The sequence below is a fragment of the Comamonas sp. 7D-2 genome, assembly GCF_022749555.1.
Taxonomy (GTDB): Bacteria; Pseudomonadota; Gammaproteobacteria; order Burkholderiales; family Burkholderiaceae_C; genus Comamonas; species Comamonas thiooxydans.
Map to the genome: position 1 here is coordinate 1,697,157 of NZ_CP094238.1, position 15,917 is coordinate 1,713,073.

The 15,917-nt window shown below is 57.6% G+C and carries 14 protein-coding genes and 1 pseudogene; 5 read left to right on the forward strand and 10 right to left on the reverse strand.

Translation table 11 applies throughout. The annotated features are described in order from the left end of the window. Positions 1-154 precede the first annotated feature (154 nt). Entirely contained in the window at positions 155-1,405 is a 1,251-nt protein-coding gene (locus MPZ60_RS07730; RefSeq protein ID WP_012837638.1) for an integrase arm-type DNA-binding domain-containing protein, read from the forward strand. 1,732 nt (positions 1,406-3,137) lie between these two features. On the opposite strand, the gene MPZ60_RS07735 is transcribed toward MPZ60_RS07730, so the two are convergent. Beyond that, a complete protein-coding gene (locus MPZ60_RS07735; RefSeq protein WP_123974922.1) occupies positions 3,138-3,320 on the reverse strand; it encodes a hypothetical protein in 183 nt (60 codons plus the stop codon). A gap of 177 nt (positions 3,321-3,497) precedes the next feature. Here MPZ60_RS07735 and MPZ60_RS07740 point away from each other — a divergent pair, with 177 nt between their 5' ends. Further along, complete coding sequence (locus MPZ60_RS07740) at positions 3,498-3,635, forward strand: hypothetical protein (RefSeq protein ID WP_019043395.1); 138 nt, start codon at positions 3,498-3,500, stop codon at positions 3,633-3,635. Positions 3,636-3,887: 252 nt separating this feature from the next. Here the strand turns inward: MPZ60_RS07740 and MPZ60_RS07745 are convergent, their stop codons facing one another. The 8 genes and pseudogenes from MPZ60_RS07745 to MPZ60_RS07785 all read right to left on the reverse strand — a co-directional run bounded on the left by MPZ60_RS07745 (position 3,888) and on the right by MPZ60_RS07785 (position 11,120). Next, the gene (locus tag MPZ60_RS07745) at positions 3,888-4,538 is read right to left on the reverse strand and encodes a hypothetical protein (RefSeq protein ID WP_012837641.1); all 651 of its coding nucleotides are present in this window, start codon (positions 4,536-4,538) and stop codon (positions 3,888-3,890) included. Positions 4,539-4,843: 305 nt separating this feature from the next. After that, entirely contained in the window at positions 4,844-5,968 is a 1,125-nt protein-coding gene (locus MPZ60_RS07755) for a porin (RefSeq protein ID WP_012837642.1), read from the reverse strand. A gap of 123 nt (positions 5,969-6,091) precedes the next feature. After that, the gene (locus MPZ60_RS07760; RefSeq protein ID WP_122974738.1) at positions 6,092-6,406 is read right to left on the reverse strand and encodes a tripartite tricarboxylate transporter substrate-binding protein; all 315 of its coding nucleotides are present in this window, start codon (positions 6,404-6,406) and stop codon (positions 6,092-6,094) included. 12 nt (positions 6,407-6,418) lie between these two features. After that, positions 6,419-7,393 (reverse strand): tripartite tricarboxylate transporter substrate binding protein, encoded by a 975-nt coding sequence (locus MPZ60_RS07765; protein ID WP_012837644.1) that lies wholly within the window; start codon positions 7,391-7,393, stop codon positions 6,419-6,421. 342 nt (positions 7,394-7,735) lie between these two features. After that, the gene (locus tag MPZ60_RS07770) at positions 7,736-8,488 is read right to left on the reverse strand and encodes an IS5 family transposase (RefSeq protein ID WP_034358988.1); all 753 of its coding nucleotides are present in this window, start codon (positions 8,486-8,488) and stop codon (positions 7,736-7,738) included. Between the two features lie 44 nt (positions 8,489-8,532). Next, positions 8,533-9,459, reverse strand: a pseudogene (locus MPZ60_RS07775) (IS481 family transposase). 138 nt (positions 9,460-9,597) lie between these two features. After that, complete coding sequence (locus MPZ60_RS07780) at positions 9,598-10,092, reverse strand: bacteriohemerythrin (RefSeq protein ID WP_012837647.1); 495 nt, start codon at positions 10,090-10,092, stop codon at positions 9,598-9,600. A 65-nt stretch (positions 10,093-10,157) separates the two neighbouring features. Beyond that, a complete protein-coding gene (locus MPZ60_RS07785; RefSeq protein WP_012837648.1) occupies positions 10,158-11,120 on the reverse strand; it encodes a PDR/VanB family oxidoreductase in 963 nt (320 codons plus the stop codon). 277 nt (positions 11,121-11,397) lie between these two features. Between MPZ60_RS07785 and MPZ60_RS07790 the strand changes: the two genes are divergently transcribed. The 3 genes from MPZ60_RS07790 to MPZ60_RS07800 all read left to right on the forward strand — a co-directional run bounded on the left by MPZ60_RS07790 (position 11,398) and on the right by MPZ60_RS07800 (position 14,661). Next, positions 11,398-12,741: an MFS transporter gene (locus tag MPZ60_RS07790; protein WP_012837649.1), complete on the forward strand. Its 1,344-nt coding sequence runs from the start codon at positions 11,398-11,400 to the stop codon at positions 12,739-12,741. A gap of 43 nt (positions 12,742-12,784) precedes the next feature. Then, on the forward strand, positions 12,785-13,777 hold the full coding sequence (locus tag MPZ60_RS07795) for an ABC transporter substrate-binding protein (RefSeq protein ID WP_012837650.1): 993 nt from the start codon (positions 12,785-12,787) through the stop codon (positions 13,775-13,777). Positions 13,778-14,067: 290 nt separating this feature from the next. Next, positions 14,068-14,661 carry a MarR family winged helix-turn-helix transcriptional regulator gene (locus MPZ60_RS07800; protein WP_242881902.1) on the forward strand — a complete coding sequence of 198 codons (594 nt, stop codon included), beginning with the start codon at positions 14,068-14,070 and terminating at the stop codon, positions 14,659-14,661. Between the two features lie 61 nt (positions 14,662-14,722). Here the strand turns inward: MPZ60_RS07800 and MPZ60_RS07805 are convergent, their stop codons facing one another. Further along, a complete protein-coding gene (locus MPZ60_RS07805; RefSeq protein ID WP_046462176.1) occupies positions 14,723-15,898 on the reverse strand; it encodes a Gfo/Idh/MocA family protein in 1,176 nt (391 codons plus the stop codon). Positions 15,899-15,917: the final 19 nt, after the last annotated feature.

Here is a 15,917-nt window from a genome sequence, read left to right on the forward strand (position 1 = left end):
CTTATCGTCTTTTTATGTCTTAAGTGATTTCATTGCTGCCAATGCATAGAGGGGGAACAGTTGGGGGAACAAGCGGGGGTAATGGTAAATTTACCCACTATTGTTCCCCCTTTCCCCTCTGGGGGAGGCCTTTGTGAGAGGATTTGTTCCCCCTATGTTGACTGATGCACAGTGCCGAAACGCAGTTTGTTCCCCCGGTGCCAAGCGAGAGCGTTTTTCTGACGCAGGCGGCCTTTACCTTGAGGTCAGCCCTGCAGGCTCTCGACGCTGGTTCTGGAAGTATCGAAAAGATGGTAAAGAGGGGCGCCTGGCGTTAGGCCGCTATCCGGAAGTTAGTTTGACTGCTGCTCGGAAAGCTAGGGATGCTGCTCGGTTGCAGAAGTCAGAAGGCATCGACCCCGCTAAGGCACGCAAGCTGGAAAAATTGGTCAACCCAACTGGGGTAGCTGACACATTCAAAGCGGTGGCGCTGGAATGGTACGAAAAGCAGGTGCCGCGCTGGAGCCCAGGTCATGCTGAGCGAATGCATCGTCAACTGGAGCGCGACTTGTTCCCGTGGATTGGTGAACGGGAAATGGCGCAGATCCAGCCCATGGAGTTACTCGCTGTGCTACAGAAAGTGGAAGCGCGCGGGGCTGTGGAGACCGCTGACCGTGCACTGATGTTGGCGCGGCAGGTCTGGCGCTACTGGCTACCAACAGCCAGCAATACTCAACGTGACATCACCGAAGGCCTGAAAGCTCGATTGACTCCATATCGAGGCACGAACTTTCCTGCGATTGTGGAGCCCCAGCGCTTTGGGGAGCTTCTGCGAGCCATGTACGCCTATAAAGGTGGACCCTTTGTACGCACAGCTCTTTTGTTAGCTCCTTTGCTTTATCAACGCCCAGGTAATCTTCGGATGATGGAGTGGGCAGAATTGGATCTGGATGCAGCGCTTTGGAAGATCCCTAGCGCCAAGATGAAGCGTAGCGTGCAGGAAAAAGAAAATGGGGAACCGCATGTGGTGCCACTGCCAAAGCAAGCTGTGGCGATGCTGCGTGAATTGCTGCCGCTTAGTGGCCGTGGACGATATGTATTCCCTGGTCAACGTGACCACGACCGCCCAATGTCCGATAACTCTGTGCGTACAGCTCTGTACAGCCTGGGAGTTGGCGAAGAGCAAAGCTGGCATGGTTTTCGAGCGAGTGCCAGAACCATGTTGGTCGATCAGCTTGACCTTGATCCGCTGGCGATTGAGGCCAATCTGGCGCATGCCGTCAAGGATGCCAACGGACGTAGCTACAACCGGACGAAGTACTTGGCAAAGCGCTTCGATCAGGTTCAGCAGTGGGCTGATTACTTGGATCGCTTGCGCGAGGGTGCTGCCGTGATCGAGTTTCCACAAAAAAACAAAGTTATGTGAGACAAGCCAGCGAATAGGGCACTGGATTGTGTGTTATGAGTGGATGCTTTAGCAGCATGATTTTGCGCCCGCGACCGATCAATGTGTCGTACTACGCTTTTACGGCGACGCCTAAACCCCAGATCATGGAGCTGTTTGGGCGAACGGGCACGGACGGCACGCCCGTGCCCTTCCATGTGTATTCTGTGCGCCAAGCCATTGAAGAGAAGTTCATCTTGGACGTGCTGCGTGGCTACCCGTGCCCGGGGTCGGTGTTACCTCCAGTGAGCTTTTAGCTCCCCAGTTGCGTACCCCGGTACGCCGCGGAACGGATTCGCGCGCGCTTCTCGCTCAGGCCGGGGTGGATGAGTCAGTCATTGAGGCGATGTTTGCTGATGGCGTGGCAAGTGAGCCCTGAATCGCCCCGGGTCGGAGTGATTCAAAGCCACCTTTTGCTCTCCCACTGTACTGCACCATCTCGCAATCAAAGGTTGCGTGGTTGGGAGGCAACAGTAGAAGCTGAGGTGGTACCGGCGCTGACAGCCTACTGCCCCGGCCTGAAATGGTTATGTAGCCCGTGCACACTTCAATGAGGGATTGCCGGGTGACATAGCGAACCAGGTCGTCCAGTAGTTCTGCGTTCAGAATTTTCTTAGCGTATGCGGCTACGTATCGAGCCGCTCAATCCAGCAGGTGTCAGCTTCCTGTCCATGCACTTTTCGAGCGTCTCTGAATGTGGGGTTGTGTGGATGCAGCCCATATTTGATGAGGTCTTGTAGCATGGCCGTCCATCGGCGCATGCTTTGTCAAAACCCGTAAGCGCCTGCTGCATGCTTTTGACGGGACTCTGTGTGTACTGCTCCATCCAGGTCTGTGCGTTGTATGAGCCAAATCTACCGCGTAGGCCATTGTGACCACCGGAACTGATTCCGGGGCTCCATGAGGTATTGCCACTCAGTGCCAGCACGACGGAAACTTCAAGCTCGCAATTCTGGCTTTGCGGGTTCTCTTGCCGGCATCCGGCAAATGCCCCTTCGATGGCCGCGGCTGGTGTCTTGGCGCAAGCGCCACCCCAACGAGAACCGCCCGCGTTGCTAACTACAGCTCCCCAGGCCGGGCCAATGCACTCCCGGCCTGCCAAGAGTTGATAGGTGGCGGGGCGCAGATAACGGTCGTTTGCCCGAGCGGCTTGAACCCGAGCCACAGCCTCTTGTCCACTGGAGGCTGAAACCATAATGGGAGCGTCCTGTTCGAAGCCGCTCTCAACGACGAAATAGATGTTGCCGGGCTCCATGTCCGAAGGCCAAATGGGGCGCACGCTATCGTTGGCATTTGTCACTGGGCGCGCGGCCTTGCGGCCGCTCCCGTTGATATCCGGGGAGAGGGGATTCGCGCTGCTCGCCTGAGCTGACGGGCGTTCAGCGTCTTTCAACGGGTCGCAGTTTCTGCCCCGGGCTCGCTTGCATTCTGATGAAAGTTGGCGATACGAGTCGAGAAATTCTTTTTTGTGAGCCTCTGTGGCTTTTCCGCAGCCTCTGTTGGCGTATGCGTACAACTTCGCGGCACGCGCAGTGTTTACCTCAGGGGTATTCGGAAGGCTATTCATTCCCTCCAAATCTTTGGCCATGATTTCGCAGCCGTGAGGCGACGCATGAGAAATGTCATTTGAGGGGGATGCGTGAACTAGTAAGCCGGTCCAAAGCAATACTGCGATTGCAAGTAGGTAACAGACCCTCATCCTCATTGCCTCCAACTAGGAACGGCCAGAATCTAGCTGGACGTTTTGTAAACCAAATACCGCATTCATGGGAGCCCGCGGCGACCAGCGACTGGGCTGCAACTGGTGGTTCTTGGTGACCAACTCGGCCAGCATGCGGTTGGGGACCTCGGCCATCGCCGCGGAATCCATCGCCTGCAGCGTCTTGGGGTCGAGCATTGCGCGGTCCTGCATTCGAGGACCGATTGTGCGCAACCGAGGAGGCAGGAAGCCTCGGGCATATGCCGATTGCCCGGCGGCTGGAATCCGGCACGGGCGAACCGATGAAGTCCATAGGCACGGGCGGGGGCAAGCCTGGGAAGACCCGGAAGACCGACTCTCCGTCATCATCAAAAGATGAACGAAGTGTTCTCGGGAAACCTTTCAGATGCCGATTTCAAGGGCTACATCACCATGTTGATCGGCAAGATGGTTGATGACCCATCCCTTCAGGAGCAAGCGCAGGCCAACGATACGGTGGATGCCATTTGCTAATGGCGCATACGAAACCAAACTCAATAATGCAGTGGTGGACGCTTTAGAGAGTCATTACAGTATGGTCGATCAAGCTTTGCGACATGAAAAGGTGTTCAAGGGCTTGGCGAATCTGTTAGTGGCAGAGGTATATCGACAGTTGCGCGAACCTGTTTCCGCACATGCCACACGTTAATATAAAAAAAAAGAAGTGTATTCATGGATGCCCAGCGCACTAGGCGCTGGGCATCCATAACGGGTGTGCTTTAGGGCTCAGCCCTCGCTGAGTGCTCGCCAACCGTTCTCAGTCTTGCGCATGGTGATCTTGCCCTTCATCTGAAGCTGCTGATCTTGCAGCCAGTACAGGACGTCCTGTGCCTTGGCGGCATCGTTGCGGATCTGAAGCAGCGCAGGATACAAAAACTTGGTGGAGCCTCCATTCGGGCATCCTGCAACGTACATGGACCAGACGCTGTCTGTCACCTTGTTGTAGATGGTGTTCGTGGGCTGGTCGCGCTCTTGCTTTTGCCGTGCTTCCTGCTCCATCGCATCGAGCGCCTGCATCTTCTGGCGCAGGCTGCTTGGCAGCGGATGCTCGTTTTCCCACTGGATCAGCGCTTTCCGATATGCGTCTTCTTCCAGGAAACCCATTCCCGGTGGATTGTTGAAGTTGAAGTCTTCGCGACGGGGGGCGCTGCTGTTGTGTTCCTTGCGTAACGCCAGGATCTCAGTCTTGAGCGTTGCGATTTGCTGCTGGTCGGCCTTTCCGGCATCCTCCCAGGCTTTCACGCGGTCACGCTCCTCCTGGTAGGTCTGGCGCATGCGCTTCAAGGTGTCGGGGTCCTTGAGCTCGATGTCGTACGTGAATTCGACACGGTAATGACCATCCTCTTCATAGCCGTTGGTCTTTTTGATGTGCGTCACCTTGGCGTTCTCGCAGGCGGCGAACGCCGTCGCTATGTGGTGGCGGTGTCCCTGGACCCAGCCAGTCGTGGCGGTTCACGCTTTGTCCATCAAAAGCTGAGGGTCGGGGACGTCATCCAGATTAGCGGACAGCACAATCATTTCCCCCTGGTCGAGACTGCCTCCCATAGCGTGTTGGTGGCCGGAGGGATCGGCATCACGCCTGTTCTTGCCATGCTAAGGAGGCGGGATGCCCTGTGCAGGACGGCGCACCTCTAGGCGCAACAAAGCATTGAAAGGATGCTTTGTTGCGCCTAGGGCGGCCCTCAGAAGTTGTGCCGGACTCCCATGTAGATATTGCGCGAGCTTCCGTTCGCCGAGCCGACTAAAGTTGCTGGAGCTTGAGCAGTTCCGGTGCCCAGTACATACTGCGATCCGTTCTTGTTGGTAATCCGTGCGGCGCCAAAGTAGAGACGCGTTCGCTTAGACAGGTCATAGTCACCGCCAAGGGCAATCCAATTGGCATCGCGATTGCCAGTCGAGGTCGTGTAGTCGGAACGGTCGTTAACTCGAGTGAACTGGGCAATGGCGGTGAACGGCCCGAATGGCACGCGTACGCCAACGTTGGTCAGCCTGAACTCGCTCCTTGAAGTCCCAGGCATTCGGGCGATGGTGCCGGTGCAGGTGCTGCAGGAGTTCTTTTCAACCGTCGTACCGAAGAAAAACTTGGCGAAGCGGGCATCATAGGACCCCCCAAGCACCATTGCCGAGACCTTGCCTGAAGCAGCGTTGTCCGCGCCATCCTGCTGTTGGAAGCCAGCATTGAGGTCAAAGCTATCAACCTGATAGCGTGCAGATACTCCGTAACCGCGACCGATCGTCGCGGACTTCTCGCCAAAGGAATACTGCCCGCGCACCTCAAGGCCACCCCAACGTGGGGATACATAACTGATGGCGTTGTCCTGGCGCGCCGCTATCCCCATCGGCAACACCTGACGCTGCGTTGTTGTGTTGATGTTTCGGGTGAGCGACAGCAGCCCGCCCGCCCCCTCCCAGATGAAGGCATCCACATTACCCTGTACTGAATAGTAGGGCGTAGGAATGCGCCCCATCTGCACGGTACCGAGCCTTGTATCGCTGAGGCCAACCGATGCTTCGCGCCCGAACGCACGGCCGCCTTGGGCCAATGTACCTTCATCGAGATAGAAGCCTTGCTCTAGGCGAAAAACGGCGGAGAGCCCTCCTCCCAGGTTCTCTACACCTCGGAAACCTAGGTTACTACCAGCACTGCCGCCCGAATACACGCGACTGATGCTGGAGCCGCCCGAGCGGGGCGAGTCGACGCCGGAGTCCATGCGTCCATAAATGGTGACATTTCCTTGCGCGTTTGCAGCTCCGCAAACGTTGAGCAACACAGCGCATGCCACAGCATGCTTGGCTAGTCCGATCATTGGTGCCTCCTTCATTTTGTTTGGGGCCTTTGCCCCAATTCCTCTTCTTCACAATGCGCTTGATTCTTTACGGGCAGCCCTACGCGCAACCTTCCAGCATCCGCATGAGTGGCTGTTAGCTCATCACTCTGGTTGGACTTCTGCCCGTGTCAGCACCGCACGAGTTTGTTTGAGCTCTTCTTCGATGTTCTGGGCAAAGGTTGTTGGGGACTCCCTGGTCGGCAGCACGCCCAGCGTTTCCAGGCGCTGCTTTACGTCGGGCAGTTCGGTGACTTTGCGCAGGGCATCGCTCAGATGGGCGAATTCCGCCGCAGGCAAATCCCTGGTGGCCCAGAAGCCATAGATGCTCTTGGTCGCCACGCTCGGATCCCGTCCCTCGGCGGTGGTCGGAATGAGCCTGAGCAGGCCCGACAGCCGCGTTTGCGAGGTCGTCGCAATAGGCTTCCGGTTCTATTCCGGTTTCAGGTTGGCCAGCTTGGCCGCTGCAATGACCCGGCTATTTTCAGATGCGAGCTTTGCCGCCAACTCGGCAGGACCTCCAGCAATGGAGTCGACTCCTGCTTTTTCCAGTTTGCTCTTCACTTCGGGATCGTTGACGGCTTTCTTGACCGAATCGCTGATCCTGTTCCGATACGCCTCAGGCGTTCCTTTCTTGGCCAGCATGACCACGGTAAAGCCAAAGTCGAAGTTCTTGGCGTACTCGGAAATGGCAGGAATGTCCGGATTGGCCTTGCTGCGAGCCAAGGTGTTGGTCGCCAGTATTCTGGCCTTGCCACTTTGGACGAAGCCCGTCAGGTTCGGGGGGGAGGCGAATGTTATGTCGACTTGGTTGCCGATCAGTGCCGGAATGGAGGCGGAGCTACCCTTGAATGGGACATGCTTGACATTGATGCCCAGCGAATGGGCCATGGCCTCTGCCGTCAGGTGGTGGATTGAACCGATTCCGGAAGACCCGTAATTCAACTCGCCAGGATGCTCTTTCGCATATTGAATGAAATCCTGCATGTTCTTGAAGGGGGCGGAAGAGTTCGTTACCAGGAGCAGAGGGGCCACACCGACCAGGGAAACGGGATCCAGATCTCTCTGGGCATCGTACTTGAGGTTCTTGATAATGATCGGAGAAACCGCTAGCAGAGGGCCGTCCGTAACCAGGAGGGTATGACCATCAGCAGGGTATTGCTTGATGGCCGTGACGGCGACGCCGCCGCCGCCGCCGGGCTTGTTTTCGACAATTACCGGCTGCTTGAGGTCTGCCTGCATTTTCTCGGCTAGAACCCGGGCCACGGTGTCCGGCAGTCCCCCTGGAGCGTAGGGTATGACCAGCTTTACGGGCTTGTTCGGGAAATCGCTATCAGCATAGGCAAAGATTGACAACGCCTGGAGGGCAATTGCAGCCGATATTTTCAAGAAAGTTCCTCTTGTCATGACATGTCTCCTGATTTTTGTGATTTCTTACGGCACCGACGCCATCCGCTCATGTACCGGCATTAAGATGTCCGCACAATTCCTGTTTAAAAAATGACATGCACATTTGCAGCCAGCAGCAACGATGTCGGCATGCGGGCGACGCAGATTGATGCGAAGTCGGGCTTGGCCACCTCTTCTAGATGGTGGAGGCAGCTTCGGCTGCGGCGCACAAAATCTTGTTCTCTGCGTCGCAACTGCTTCTCTTCATTGACATGCCTCACCTCTATTTTATTAGACGTCTAAAATTATTATTAGAGGGCTAGCGTGATTTTTGGTCGGTGATATCCCTAGGGCTCGTCATCAATTGAGCCAGACGACAGCGGCCGCAAGGTGGATCCCTCCCAAGAATGCCGCTGCCGTTTTGTCATAACGCGTGGCAATGCCCCTGTACTGCTTCAACCGCGCAGAGAAGTTCTCAATGAGATGCCGCTCTTGGTAGACATGGCGGTCATACCCGCGCTGAGTTTTGCACGTCCGAATACTGGGAATGACAACCTGCTTGCCCTGGCGCAGCAGTGGTTCAACCACGCGTTCATGGGCGTCATACGCTTTGTCGGCAATCACGGCTTGCGCGTCGGTGCGCGCAAGCCAGACATCTGCACCTTCCAAATCCGATGCCTGCCCTGCTGTGAGATGGAAACCAGTGGGGTTGCCAAGAGCGTCAACGGTGGCATGGATCTTGGTGCTCAAACCTCCTCGGCTGCGACCGATGGCTTGGCTTTGCCCCCTTTTTGCACCCGCGCTGTGCTGATGGGCACGCACGATGGTTGCATCGATCATGGCGTACTCGTTATCAGGCAGCGCACTGAGTGCTTCAAACACCCGCAGCCACACGCCCGAGCGGCTCCAGCGCATGTGGCGCAGGTGAACGACTCGAAAGTCGCCAAAGCGCTGGGGCAGATCGCGCCAAGCAATACCGCAGCGATAGCGATACAGCACAGCGTCAACAAGGAGACGGCTATTTTTGGCAGGAGCGCCCACATGCCCGGCCCTGCCAAGAAGTAGGCTTTTGATTTGCTCCCATTGGGCATTGGTCAGTGCATGTCTACGAATGACGCTACTGATAACGTAGCAACTATCGTATTAGATGACACGTCCTAGTTGTTTAGTCCCGGCATTTGATGGATTGGATCAATCCTGAAGCGTTTGGGCTCGGATGTCCACTGCTTGCAAATGAATTCATACGGGGTCAAGCCCTTGAGCGTCTTGAGTCTTCGGCCGAAGTTGTAGGCATCGATGAAGTCCGCCAGATGCTGTCGTAGCTGCTCGTGATCGTCGTAATGGAAGCGTTTGACGGTAGCTTCTTTGATGGTCCGATTCATTCGCTCAACCTGGCCATTAGTCCAGGGATGCTTAATCTTGGTGAGGCGATGTCCAATGCCATGTTCAGTGCAGACGCGGCCAAAAATGTGATCGCCAGCGTACCGATCGCAGGCACGGTTCGCAAACTGGATACCGTTATCGGTCAGTACCGTATGGAGGGCGTATGGCACTACCTTGATCAGATTGCGCAAGAACTGTGCAGCAATCATCTTGCCGGCCTTGGCATGGAGTTCGGTCATTGGCCACAAACAGATAGAGCTTGCCTTCGGCTGTTTGCACCTCGGCAATGTCGACGTGAAAGTAGCCGATGGGGTAGATCTTGAACTTCTTCTTGGCAGGCTTGCCGCCACCCACCTCTGGTAGCCGCGAGATGCCATGACGCTGCAGACATCGATGCAGCGAGGAGCCGTCAGATACGGGATGGTCGGTTGCAGTGCATAAAGGCAGTCGTCCAGTGGCAGCTAGGTATGCCTGCGAAAGGCGACGATCGCAGCCTCATCCTCAACGGATAAAACGGTGGAGCGCGGCCGCCTCGGCCCTGTTGGTAGATCGGTGACCGAGGCCCGCTTCTTCCACTTCGCCACCGTCTTCTGATTGATGCCATAGCGCGCAGAAAGCGCTCTCAGGCTCTCTTGACTATTTTGTATTGCTCGACGGACTGCCTCTGCCGTTGTGGCGCTCCCGTGCAGAACCTGGCCCATAGTGCTTCCTTCCATTCAAGGTAAAAGATTGCACCATCAAAACCTGGGATCAAATAGAGCATGGATCCCGCGTTCTGGTGGGGATATCTGGGTCTTGGCTTGGGGAGAGGGGTGTCTCGGATGCTCCTTGGAGCACTGTCAAAGCTTGCGTCGCAACACGATGGGCTTGCCGCCCATATTCAGCTTGGTCATCCAGGCGGCCAGTGCGGAATCCAGATAGTCTGCATGACCTGGGAACCACTGGAAGAGGGCCATGCCGATATCCTGGACTATGTCGGCGCCGGCTTGTCCTTGTGCAACAGCTTCCTTGACCTCGCGGACCGACTTCAGCACTGCTGCATGCTCGTCGAGATGGCAGTCCCGAGGAGGGAAGTTCGTGGTGCGCATCCATTCATCTTCCTGCTCGAAATGGCTGATGGCATGCTGCTCGAACTGTTCGATGGCCTGGGCGGCATTCTTCTCCGTGCAGGTCACCAGTTTCAGCGCAGTCGCGTAGAACTCCTCATGCACATCATCCATGGGCGTAAATCCCAGTAAGCGTGCATCGGTCCAGGCGAGACTGTTGTCGTCGACCGGCGTGGGTGCACTGGCATCCCGAGCCCTGGTGGCTGAGGTAGAAGTCTGCTCATCCATGTTCAATGTCCCTTGTTATGTTGGTAGGCCAATGCCTGGCCGTGCCAACCGAAGTGGCTGGTGGCTCAGAGGTCCAGTACCAATTCCGCAGATTTTGCACGCGATACGCAGACCATAATCTGTGCATCCTTTTCATCGTCCCGTAGCACGAGATCCCGGTGGTCCGCTTCGCCCGAGCACAATCCTACCCGGCAGGAGCCGCAGGTACCGCTTTCGCAGGAGCTTGCCACGCGCACGTTCGAGGCACGCAGAACGTCCAGAATCGAGCGGTCGCTCGGAATTTCCAATGAGGTGCCGGTGCGCTTAAGCTGCACCGTGAATGGCGTGTTTTCCTTTGTGTTGGCATTGCCGGCGCCGAAACTTTCAAAGTGAACGGTGCCGGACGGCCAGTGGCCTGTCATGTCCTGAACGGTATCCATCAGCGACTGCGGTCCGCAGCAATAGACATGTGCAGCCTTGGGACGCTCGAATAAGGCCCAGAAGTCGAATGCTTTCGCCGGGTCGCCGAAACTGTGGTGGATCTTCACCAACGAGCGCCATTCGTCGCTGCTGAGCTCGTCGAGAAAGGCCGTGCCCTCTGGATCCCGAGCCAGATAATACAATTTGAAGTCCCGCAGGCCTTCCGCCTTCAACTGGCGTGCCATGGACAGCATGGGCGTGATGCCGATGCCGCCAGCCACGAGAATGAACGACTTGGCGCGTTCATCAAGCGGAAATTCGTTGCGCGGCAGAGAGGCTTCGATCGAATCCCCTGCGGATGTGTCGTCGACCAGACTCATCGAGCCGCCACGGCCATTGCTGTCGCGCTTCACGGCGATGACATAGCGATTGCGCTCTTGCGAGTCGTTGCAGAGCGAATAGCTGCGGCGCATGCCGTTGGGGGCCACCAGCGTCAGATTCGAGCCAGCCTCGAACGGGGGCAGCGGCGCGCCCTCTGGATGGGTAAGTTCAAAGCGCCAGATGTCGCGTGCAATCTTTTCCTTCTCCGCGATCTTCAGACGCAGAAAGCCGCTTTCCTGGGTGGTCATGCCTGTCTTCCTTTACTTGCTCGACAATATTTGCAATTCTATTATTAGAGATCTAATTATGCAAGCGGAGTAGTTGACTTGCGCACGGTTTCGCGCCAGGGGAAAACCCTGCTTGTCGCTACTCTCGAAGCCTCGTAATCTAATAAATAGATATCTAATGAATAGATTTCTAGCAATAAAGGCTTGATTGCGGCGGCCGGTAAAGCGAACTCAGACGTGTTCGCTGCTCCGCCAGCTCAAGCCGGCAGCAGACAAAACGCCTCCAAGAGACTCCGAAATGACAGATTCCACGTTGAACTACGTGGGTGCGCTTCCGCATCAAACTTCCGACCCGGCAACCGTCGAGACAACCTATCGCAAGATCACTCTCAGGCTGATGAGCTTTCTGTTCTTCTGCTGGGTGCTCAACTATCTTGATCGCGTCAATATCAGCTTTGCGCAGTTGCATCTGAAGCACGATCTTGGTCTGAGCGATGCCGCTTACGGTCTGGGCGTGAGTCTGTTCTTCATTGGCTACATCCTGCTGGAGGTGCCGAGCACGCTGCTGCTCAGGCGCATCGGCGCACGCAAGACCATCACGCGGATCATGCTTTTGTGGGGGGGGATTTCTACTGCCATGGCATTCATGAACGCCCCGTGGCAGTTCTATCTGGCCCGGACGCTGCTTGGCGCGGCGGAAGCAGGCTTTTGGCCCGGCATCATTCTTTATCTCTCGTTCTGGTATCCCGCCAAGCTCCGCGCCCGCATCACGTCGCGGTTCCTGCTGGCGATTGCTGTGGCCGGCATCATCGGCGGTCCGCTGTCGGGTCTGATCCTCGAGAACTTCCATGAAGTCTGGGGCTTTCGCAACTGGCAGTGGCTGCTGTTCTTAGAAGGCCTGCCGGCCGTGGTCGCGGGCATTGTGGCTTGGTTCTACCTGACCGACAAACCACAGGATGCGAAGTGGCTGACCAATCAGGAAAAGCTCATCGTCCTGAACGCCCTGGAAGAAGAGAACCGCCAGAAGCCGGAGAACGCTCCGAGCAGCCTGATGGCCGCTTTGCGTGATCCGCGCGTCTATGTGATTGCTGCAGGCTGGGCCACGGTACCCATTTGCGGCACGATCCTGAACTACTGGACGCCCACCATCATTAAGCAGACGGGCGTTTCCAACATGCTGCACATCGGCTTTCTGTCGGCTCTGCCTTACTTGGTCGGTGCCGTTGCCATGCTGTTTATTGCCCGCAGCTCCGACCTGCGATTGGAGCGCCGCTGGCATTTCGCCCTGTCGACCACCGCTGGTGCCATTGGCGCGTTGATGCTGACGTTGTTTACAGAAAGCCCGGTGGCTGCGATTGTATGCCTGAGCCTGGTTTCGGTGAGCTATTTCGCTGCGGCGGCTATTGTCTGGACCATTCCGCCGAACTATCTCACGGGTGAGGCTGCAGCAGGCGGGATTGGCGTCATCAGCAGTCTGGGGCAGGTCGGAGCTTTTTTTGCGCCCATCGTCCTGGGTTGGGTGAAAAGCGCTACCGGCAGTTTCTCGGCTGGCATTTTGCTGGTGGCTGCGCTGGTCTTCATCGGAGGCCTTGCCGTCTTCTTTGGCGTGCCACGCCAGCAGGCGTCACAAACAGGCGCATGACAATGCGCTCCGAATCGATTTTGATCGTCACAAAGGAATCAACATGAGCAAGCTTCAACTGTCCATCGCGGTGGGCAATTACGACCGGATGCGTCCGCTGATCGACGGCGACGTCCAGATCGACGGTGTGGACCCGGTGTTCATGCTGCAGGATCCGGAAGAAATCTTCTTCCGTGCGTTCCGCACCGCCGACTACGACATCTGCGAGCTGTCGCTCAGCAGCTACTCGGTGAAGACCGCAGCCGGCACCTCGCCGTACATTGCCGTGCCGGTGTTCCCTTCGCGGGCATTCCGCCACAGCTCGGTCTACGTGCGTGCCGATCGCGGCATCAACAGCCCGGCCGACCTCAAGGGCAAGCGCATCGGCGTGCCCGAATACCAGCTGACCGCCAATGTGTGGGTGCGCATGTTCCTGGAAGAGGAGTACGGCGTGAAGGCCTCCGACATCCAGTGGGTGCGCGGCGGCTACGAAGATCCGACCCGCATCGAGAAGATCTCGCTGAAGCTGCCCGAAGGTGTGTCGCTGGTGAATGCGCCGGAAGGCCGTACCATCTCGAACCTGCTGGCCGATGGCGAAATCGATGGCGTGATCGGGCCGCGTGCCCCGTCGTGCTTCGACCGCGGTCACCCGCAGGTCAAGTACCTGTTCGAGGACCCGCAGAAGGCTGCGGCCGAATGGTATGAGCGTCGCAAGCTGTTCCCGATCATGCACACGCTAGGCGTGCGCAAGACCCTGGCAGAGCAGCATCCCTGGCTGCCCGGCGCACTGGTCAAGGCCTTCGAGCATTCCAAGGCGGTGGCACTGACGCGCCTGAGCGACACTTCGGCTACCAAGGTCACGCTTCCGTTCATCGAGGACCAACTGCGCAATGCGCGCCGCCTGATGGGCCAGGATTTCTGGTCGTATGGTTTTGCCGAGAATGCCCATGTGGTTGACCGTTTCCTCGCGCAGCACCATGCCGAAGGACTGTCGAGCCGCCGCCTCCAGCCTGCTGAGCTGTTCCACCCGGCCAGCCTGGAGAGCTTCAAGATCTGATCTCATCAGCTGCTGCGGATATTGCCGCGCACTTGGTCGACCAAGTGCGCGGCGTTTTGTATGTACAGTCTGCTTTTCCGTTAGCCGCAGCATCACGTCTACAATGCACTCGCCCTGCGATGGCGCAAGGTATCCGTACCGATACCGTGGTGCTCGGCTTGTTCGTATCGGTGTGGTTGGCATACCTTTTGAATTGACAAAGCATGAGTGCAGAACCGGGGAAGCGGTCCGTGCACTTGTGAAGGCACTATGATTTCAAGCAGTCTGACGATGGCCGTGAAGGAGAAAGCATGACAGCCAGACCCTCTTCCAGCAAGGCACCGGATTCCAAAGAGAACCCGATCCTGCGGCATTGGCGCGAGGCCGTACCGGATGATCGTCTCGCTCACCTGGTGAAGGATGCAGGCCGGGCGATGGTTCGGGGGCTGCAGATGCGCCTGGCTCAGTATGAAGTTTCTTTCGGTCACTGGGCGTTTCTGCGCATTCTGTGGGTCACCGATGGACTGACGCAGAAGGAACTAAGTGACGAGGCAGGTACCACCACGCCGACCACTTTCAGTGCGGTGTCGGCGATGGAGAAGCTGGGATACGTCGAACGCCGCTATGCGCCCGGCAACCGCAAGAATACTCATGTGTATCTCACGCCTCGCGGTCGCAGCCTGGAAAGCAAGCTGGTTCCATTGGCCGAAGAAGTGAATGAGATCAGCGTCAAGGGCCTGAAAGGCTCGGAGATCGACATCGCGCGCAAGGTGCTGCTCACGATCATCGAGAACATGGCATGCGACGAAGCCGAGAAGGCACATGACTCGCTGCTGCGGATTCCTTCTACTCGGGAAATGGGGCACCTGATTGCCGCTCGCGGCGAGGAGTGCGAAAACTGTTGAACAGGCTCCAGGAAAGAAAAAACCTCGCACTGCGAGGTTTTTTCTTTCCTGGAGCCTGTCGTCAGAGCAGTACGTCCGTACCCATTTCGCTCGACTTCAGAATCGCGATGCAGATTTCCAGCGTGCCTTTTGCCCACTCCCCATCATGCAGGGGGGCCTGGCCCAGGATTACGGCATCGCACAGTTCGTCGATCACTTCGGCGCGCGGCACGGTCGGGCGCGAGAGAGCAAGCGTTTCGCGCTGCTGGTCGCCGTACACGACGACGGAATCGGGCAGGGGGCGCAAGTCGGCGCGTTCGCAGGACACGATCACCGGGCCGAAGTGCTGATGACTGCGTGTCGGTTCTTCTGCTGCCAGCGAGGGGGGCTTGTAGTCGGCACCACCGTACGTACCGGCAGCCTTGAGCTTGGCTTCGTCCTCTGCCGAGGCAATGGTGGCCAGGCGCTTGCGCGCACTGCCGTAGGCATCCGGATTCAGGTGATCGCCCATTTCACCGATCCAGCCAGTCCACTCGTCACTGTTGAAGTGACCGTAGCCGTTGTACGAGAGTGAGGCATATGCGCCGTTCTCGAACCAGATCAGGGCGGAATAGGCGCCTTCGGTCGGGCGCAGTGGATCCCAGCGGCCAACGCTTGCGCGCAAGCGCGTGGCACGTGAGCCTGCGAGCATTCGCACGATATCGACCTGGTGTGCAGCCTGGCTGAAGACGGCACCACCGCCTTCGGCCGTCATCAGTTCTTCGGGTCGGCGCGGACGGTACAGGTAATCGGTGTAGTTGAAAGCCTGGATCATCCTCACCGCACCGAAATCGCCCGAGCGGATCAGTTCGCGCGTGCGCCGGTACGGTGTATCGAAACTGTGGCAGTGCCCGACGATCAGATGCACGTTCGCGGCGCGGCAGGCCGCGATCATGCGATCACAGTCGGCCGCGTTGAGCGCCATCGGTTTCTCGACCAGCACATGCTTGCCCCTGGCTGCAGCAATCTCGGTGTGCTGGGCGTGGAACTGGTGCGGGCTGGCCACGTAGATGGCCTCCACATCCGGGTCTTCGGCCAGGTCCTGCACGTCTGTGTAAGTCCTTGCGTTGAAGTCGGCAGCGAACTGCTGCCGGGCCTCTTCGCGAGGGTCGCACGCGGCAACGAGCTGAACCCTGGGGTCCTGCAGGAAGGTGGGCAGCATCAGCGAGAATGCCCGCCCCAGTCCTGCAACCCCGATGCGCAAACGGCGCTGTTCCATGGCCACTTCCATCCGTTGA

Coding starts and splice junctions, on each gene's coding strand:
- MPZ60_RS07765 (WP_012837644.1), bottom strand. CDS start 7,393: ATGACAAGAGGAACTTTCTTGAAAATATCGGCTGCAATTGCCCTCCAG.
- MPZ60_RS07795 (WP_012837650.1), top strand. CDS start 12,785: ATGAGCAAGCTTCAACTGTCCATCGCGGTGGGCAATTACGACCGGATG.
- MPZ60_RS07735 (WP_123974922.1), bottom strand. CDS start 3,320: ATGCTCGACCCCAAGACGCTGCAGGCGATGGATTCCGCGGCGATGGCC.
- MPZ60_RS07740 (WP_019043395.1), top strand. CDS start 3,498: ATGAACGAAGTGTTCTCGGGAAACCTTTCAGATGCCGATTTCAAGGGC.
- MPZ60_RS07805 (WP_046462176.1), bottom strand. CDS start 15,898: ATGGAACAGCGCCGTTTGCGCATCGGGGTTGCAGGACTGGGGCGGGCA.
- MPZ60_RS07755 (WP_012837642.1), bottom strand. CDS start 5,968: ATGATCGGACTAGCCAAGCATGCTGTGGCATGCGCTGTGTTGCTCAAC.
- MPZ60_RS07785 (WP_012837648.1), bottom strand. CDS start 11,120: ATGACCACCCAGGAAAGCGGCTTTCTGCGTCTGAAGATCGCGGAGAAG.
- MPZ60_RS07730 (WP_012837638.1), top strand. CDS start 155: ATGTTGACTGATGCACAGTGCCGAAACGCAGTTTGTTCCCCCGGTGCC.
- MPZ60_RS07780 (WP_012837647.1), bottom strand. CDS start 10,092: ATGGATGAGCAGACTTCTACCTCAGCCACCAGGGCTCGGGATGCCAGT.
- MPZ60_RS07790 (WP_012837649.1), top strand. CDS start 11,398: ATGACAGATTCCACGTTGAACTACGTGGGTGCGCTTCCGCATCAAACT.
- MPZ60_RS07800 (WP_242881902.1), top strand. CDS start 14,068: ATGACAGCCAGACCCTCTTCCAGCAAGGCACCGGATTCCAAAGAGAAC.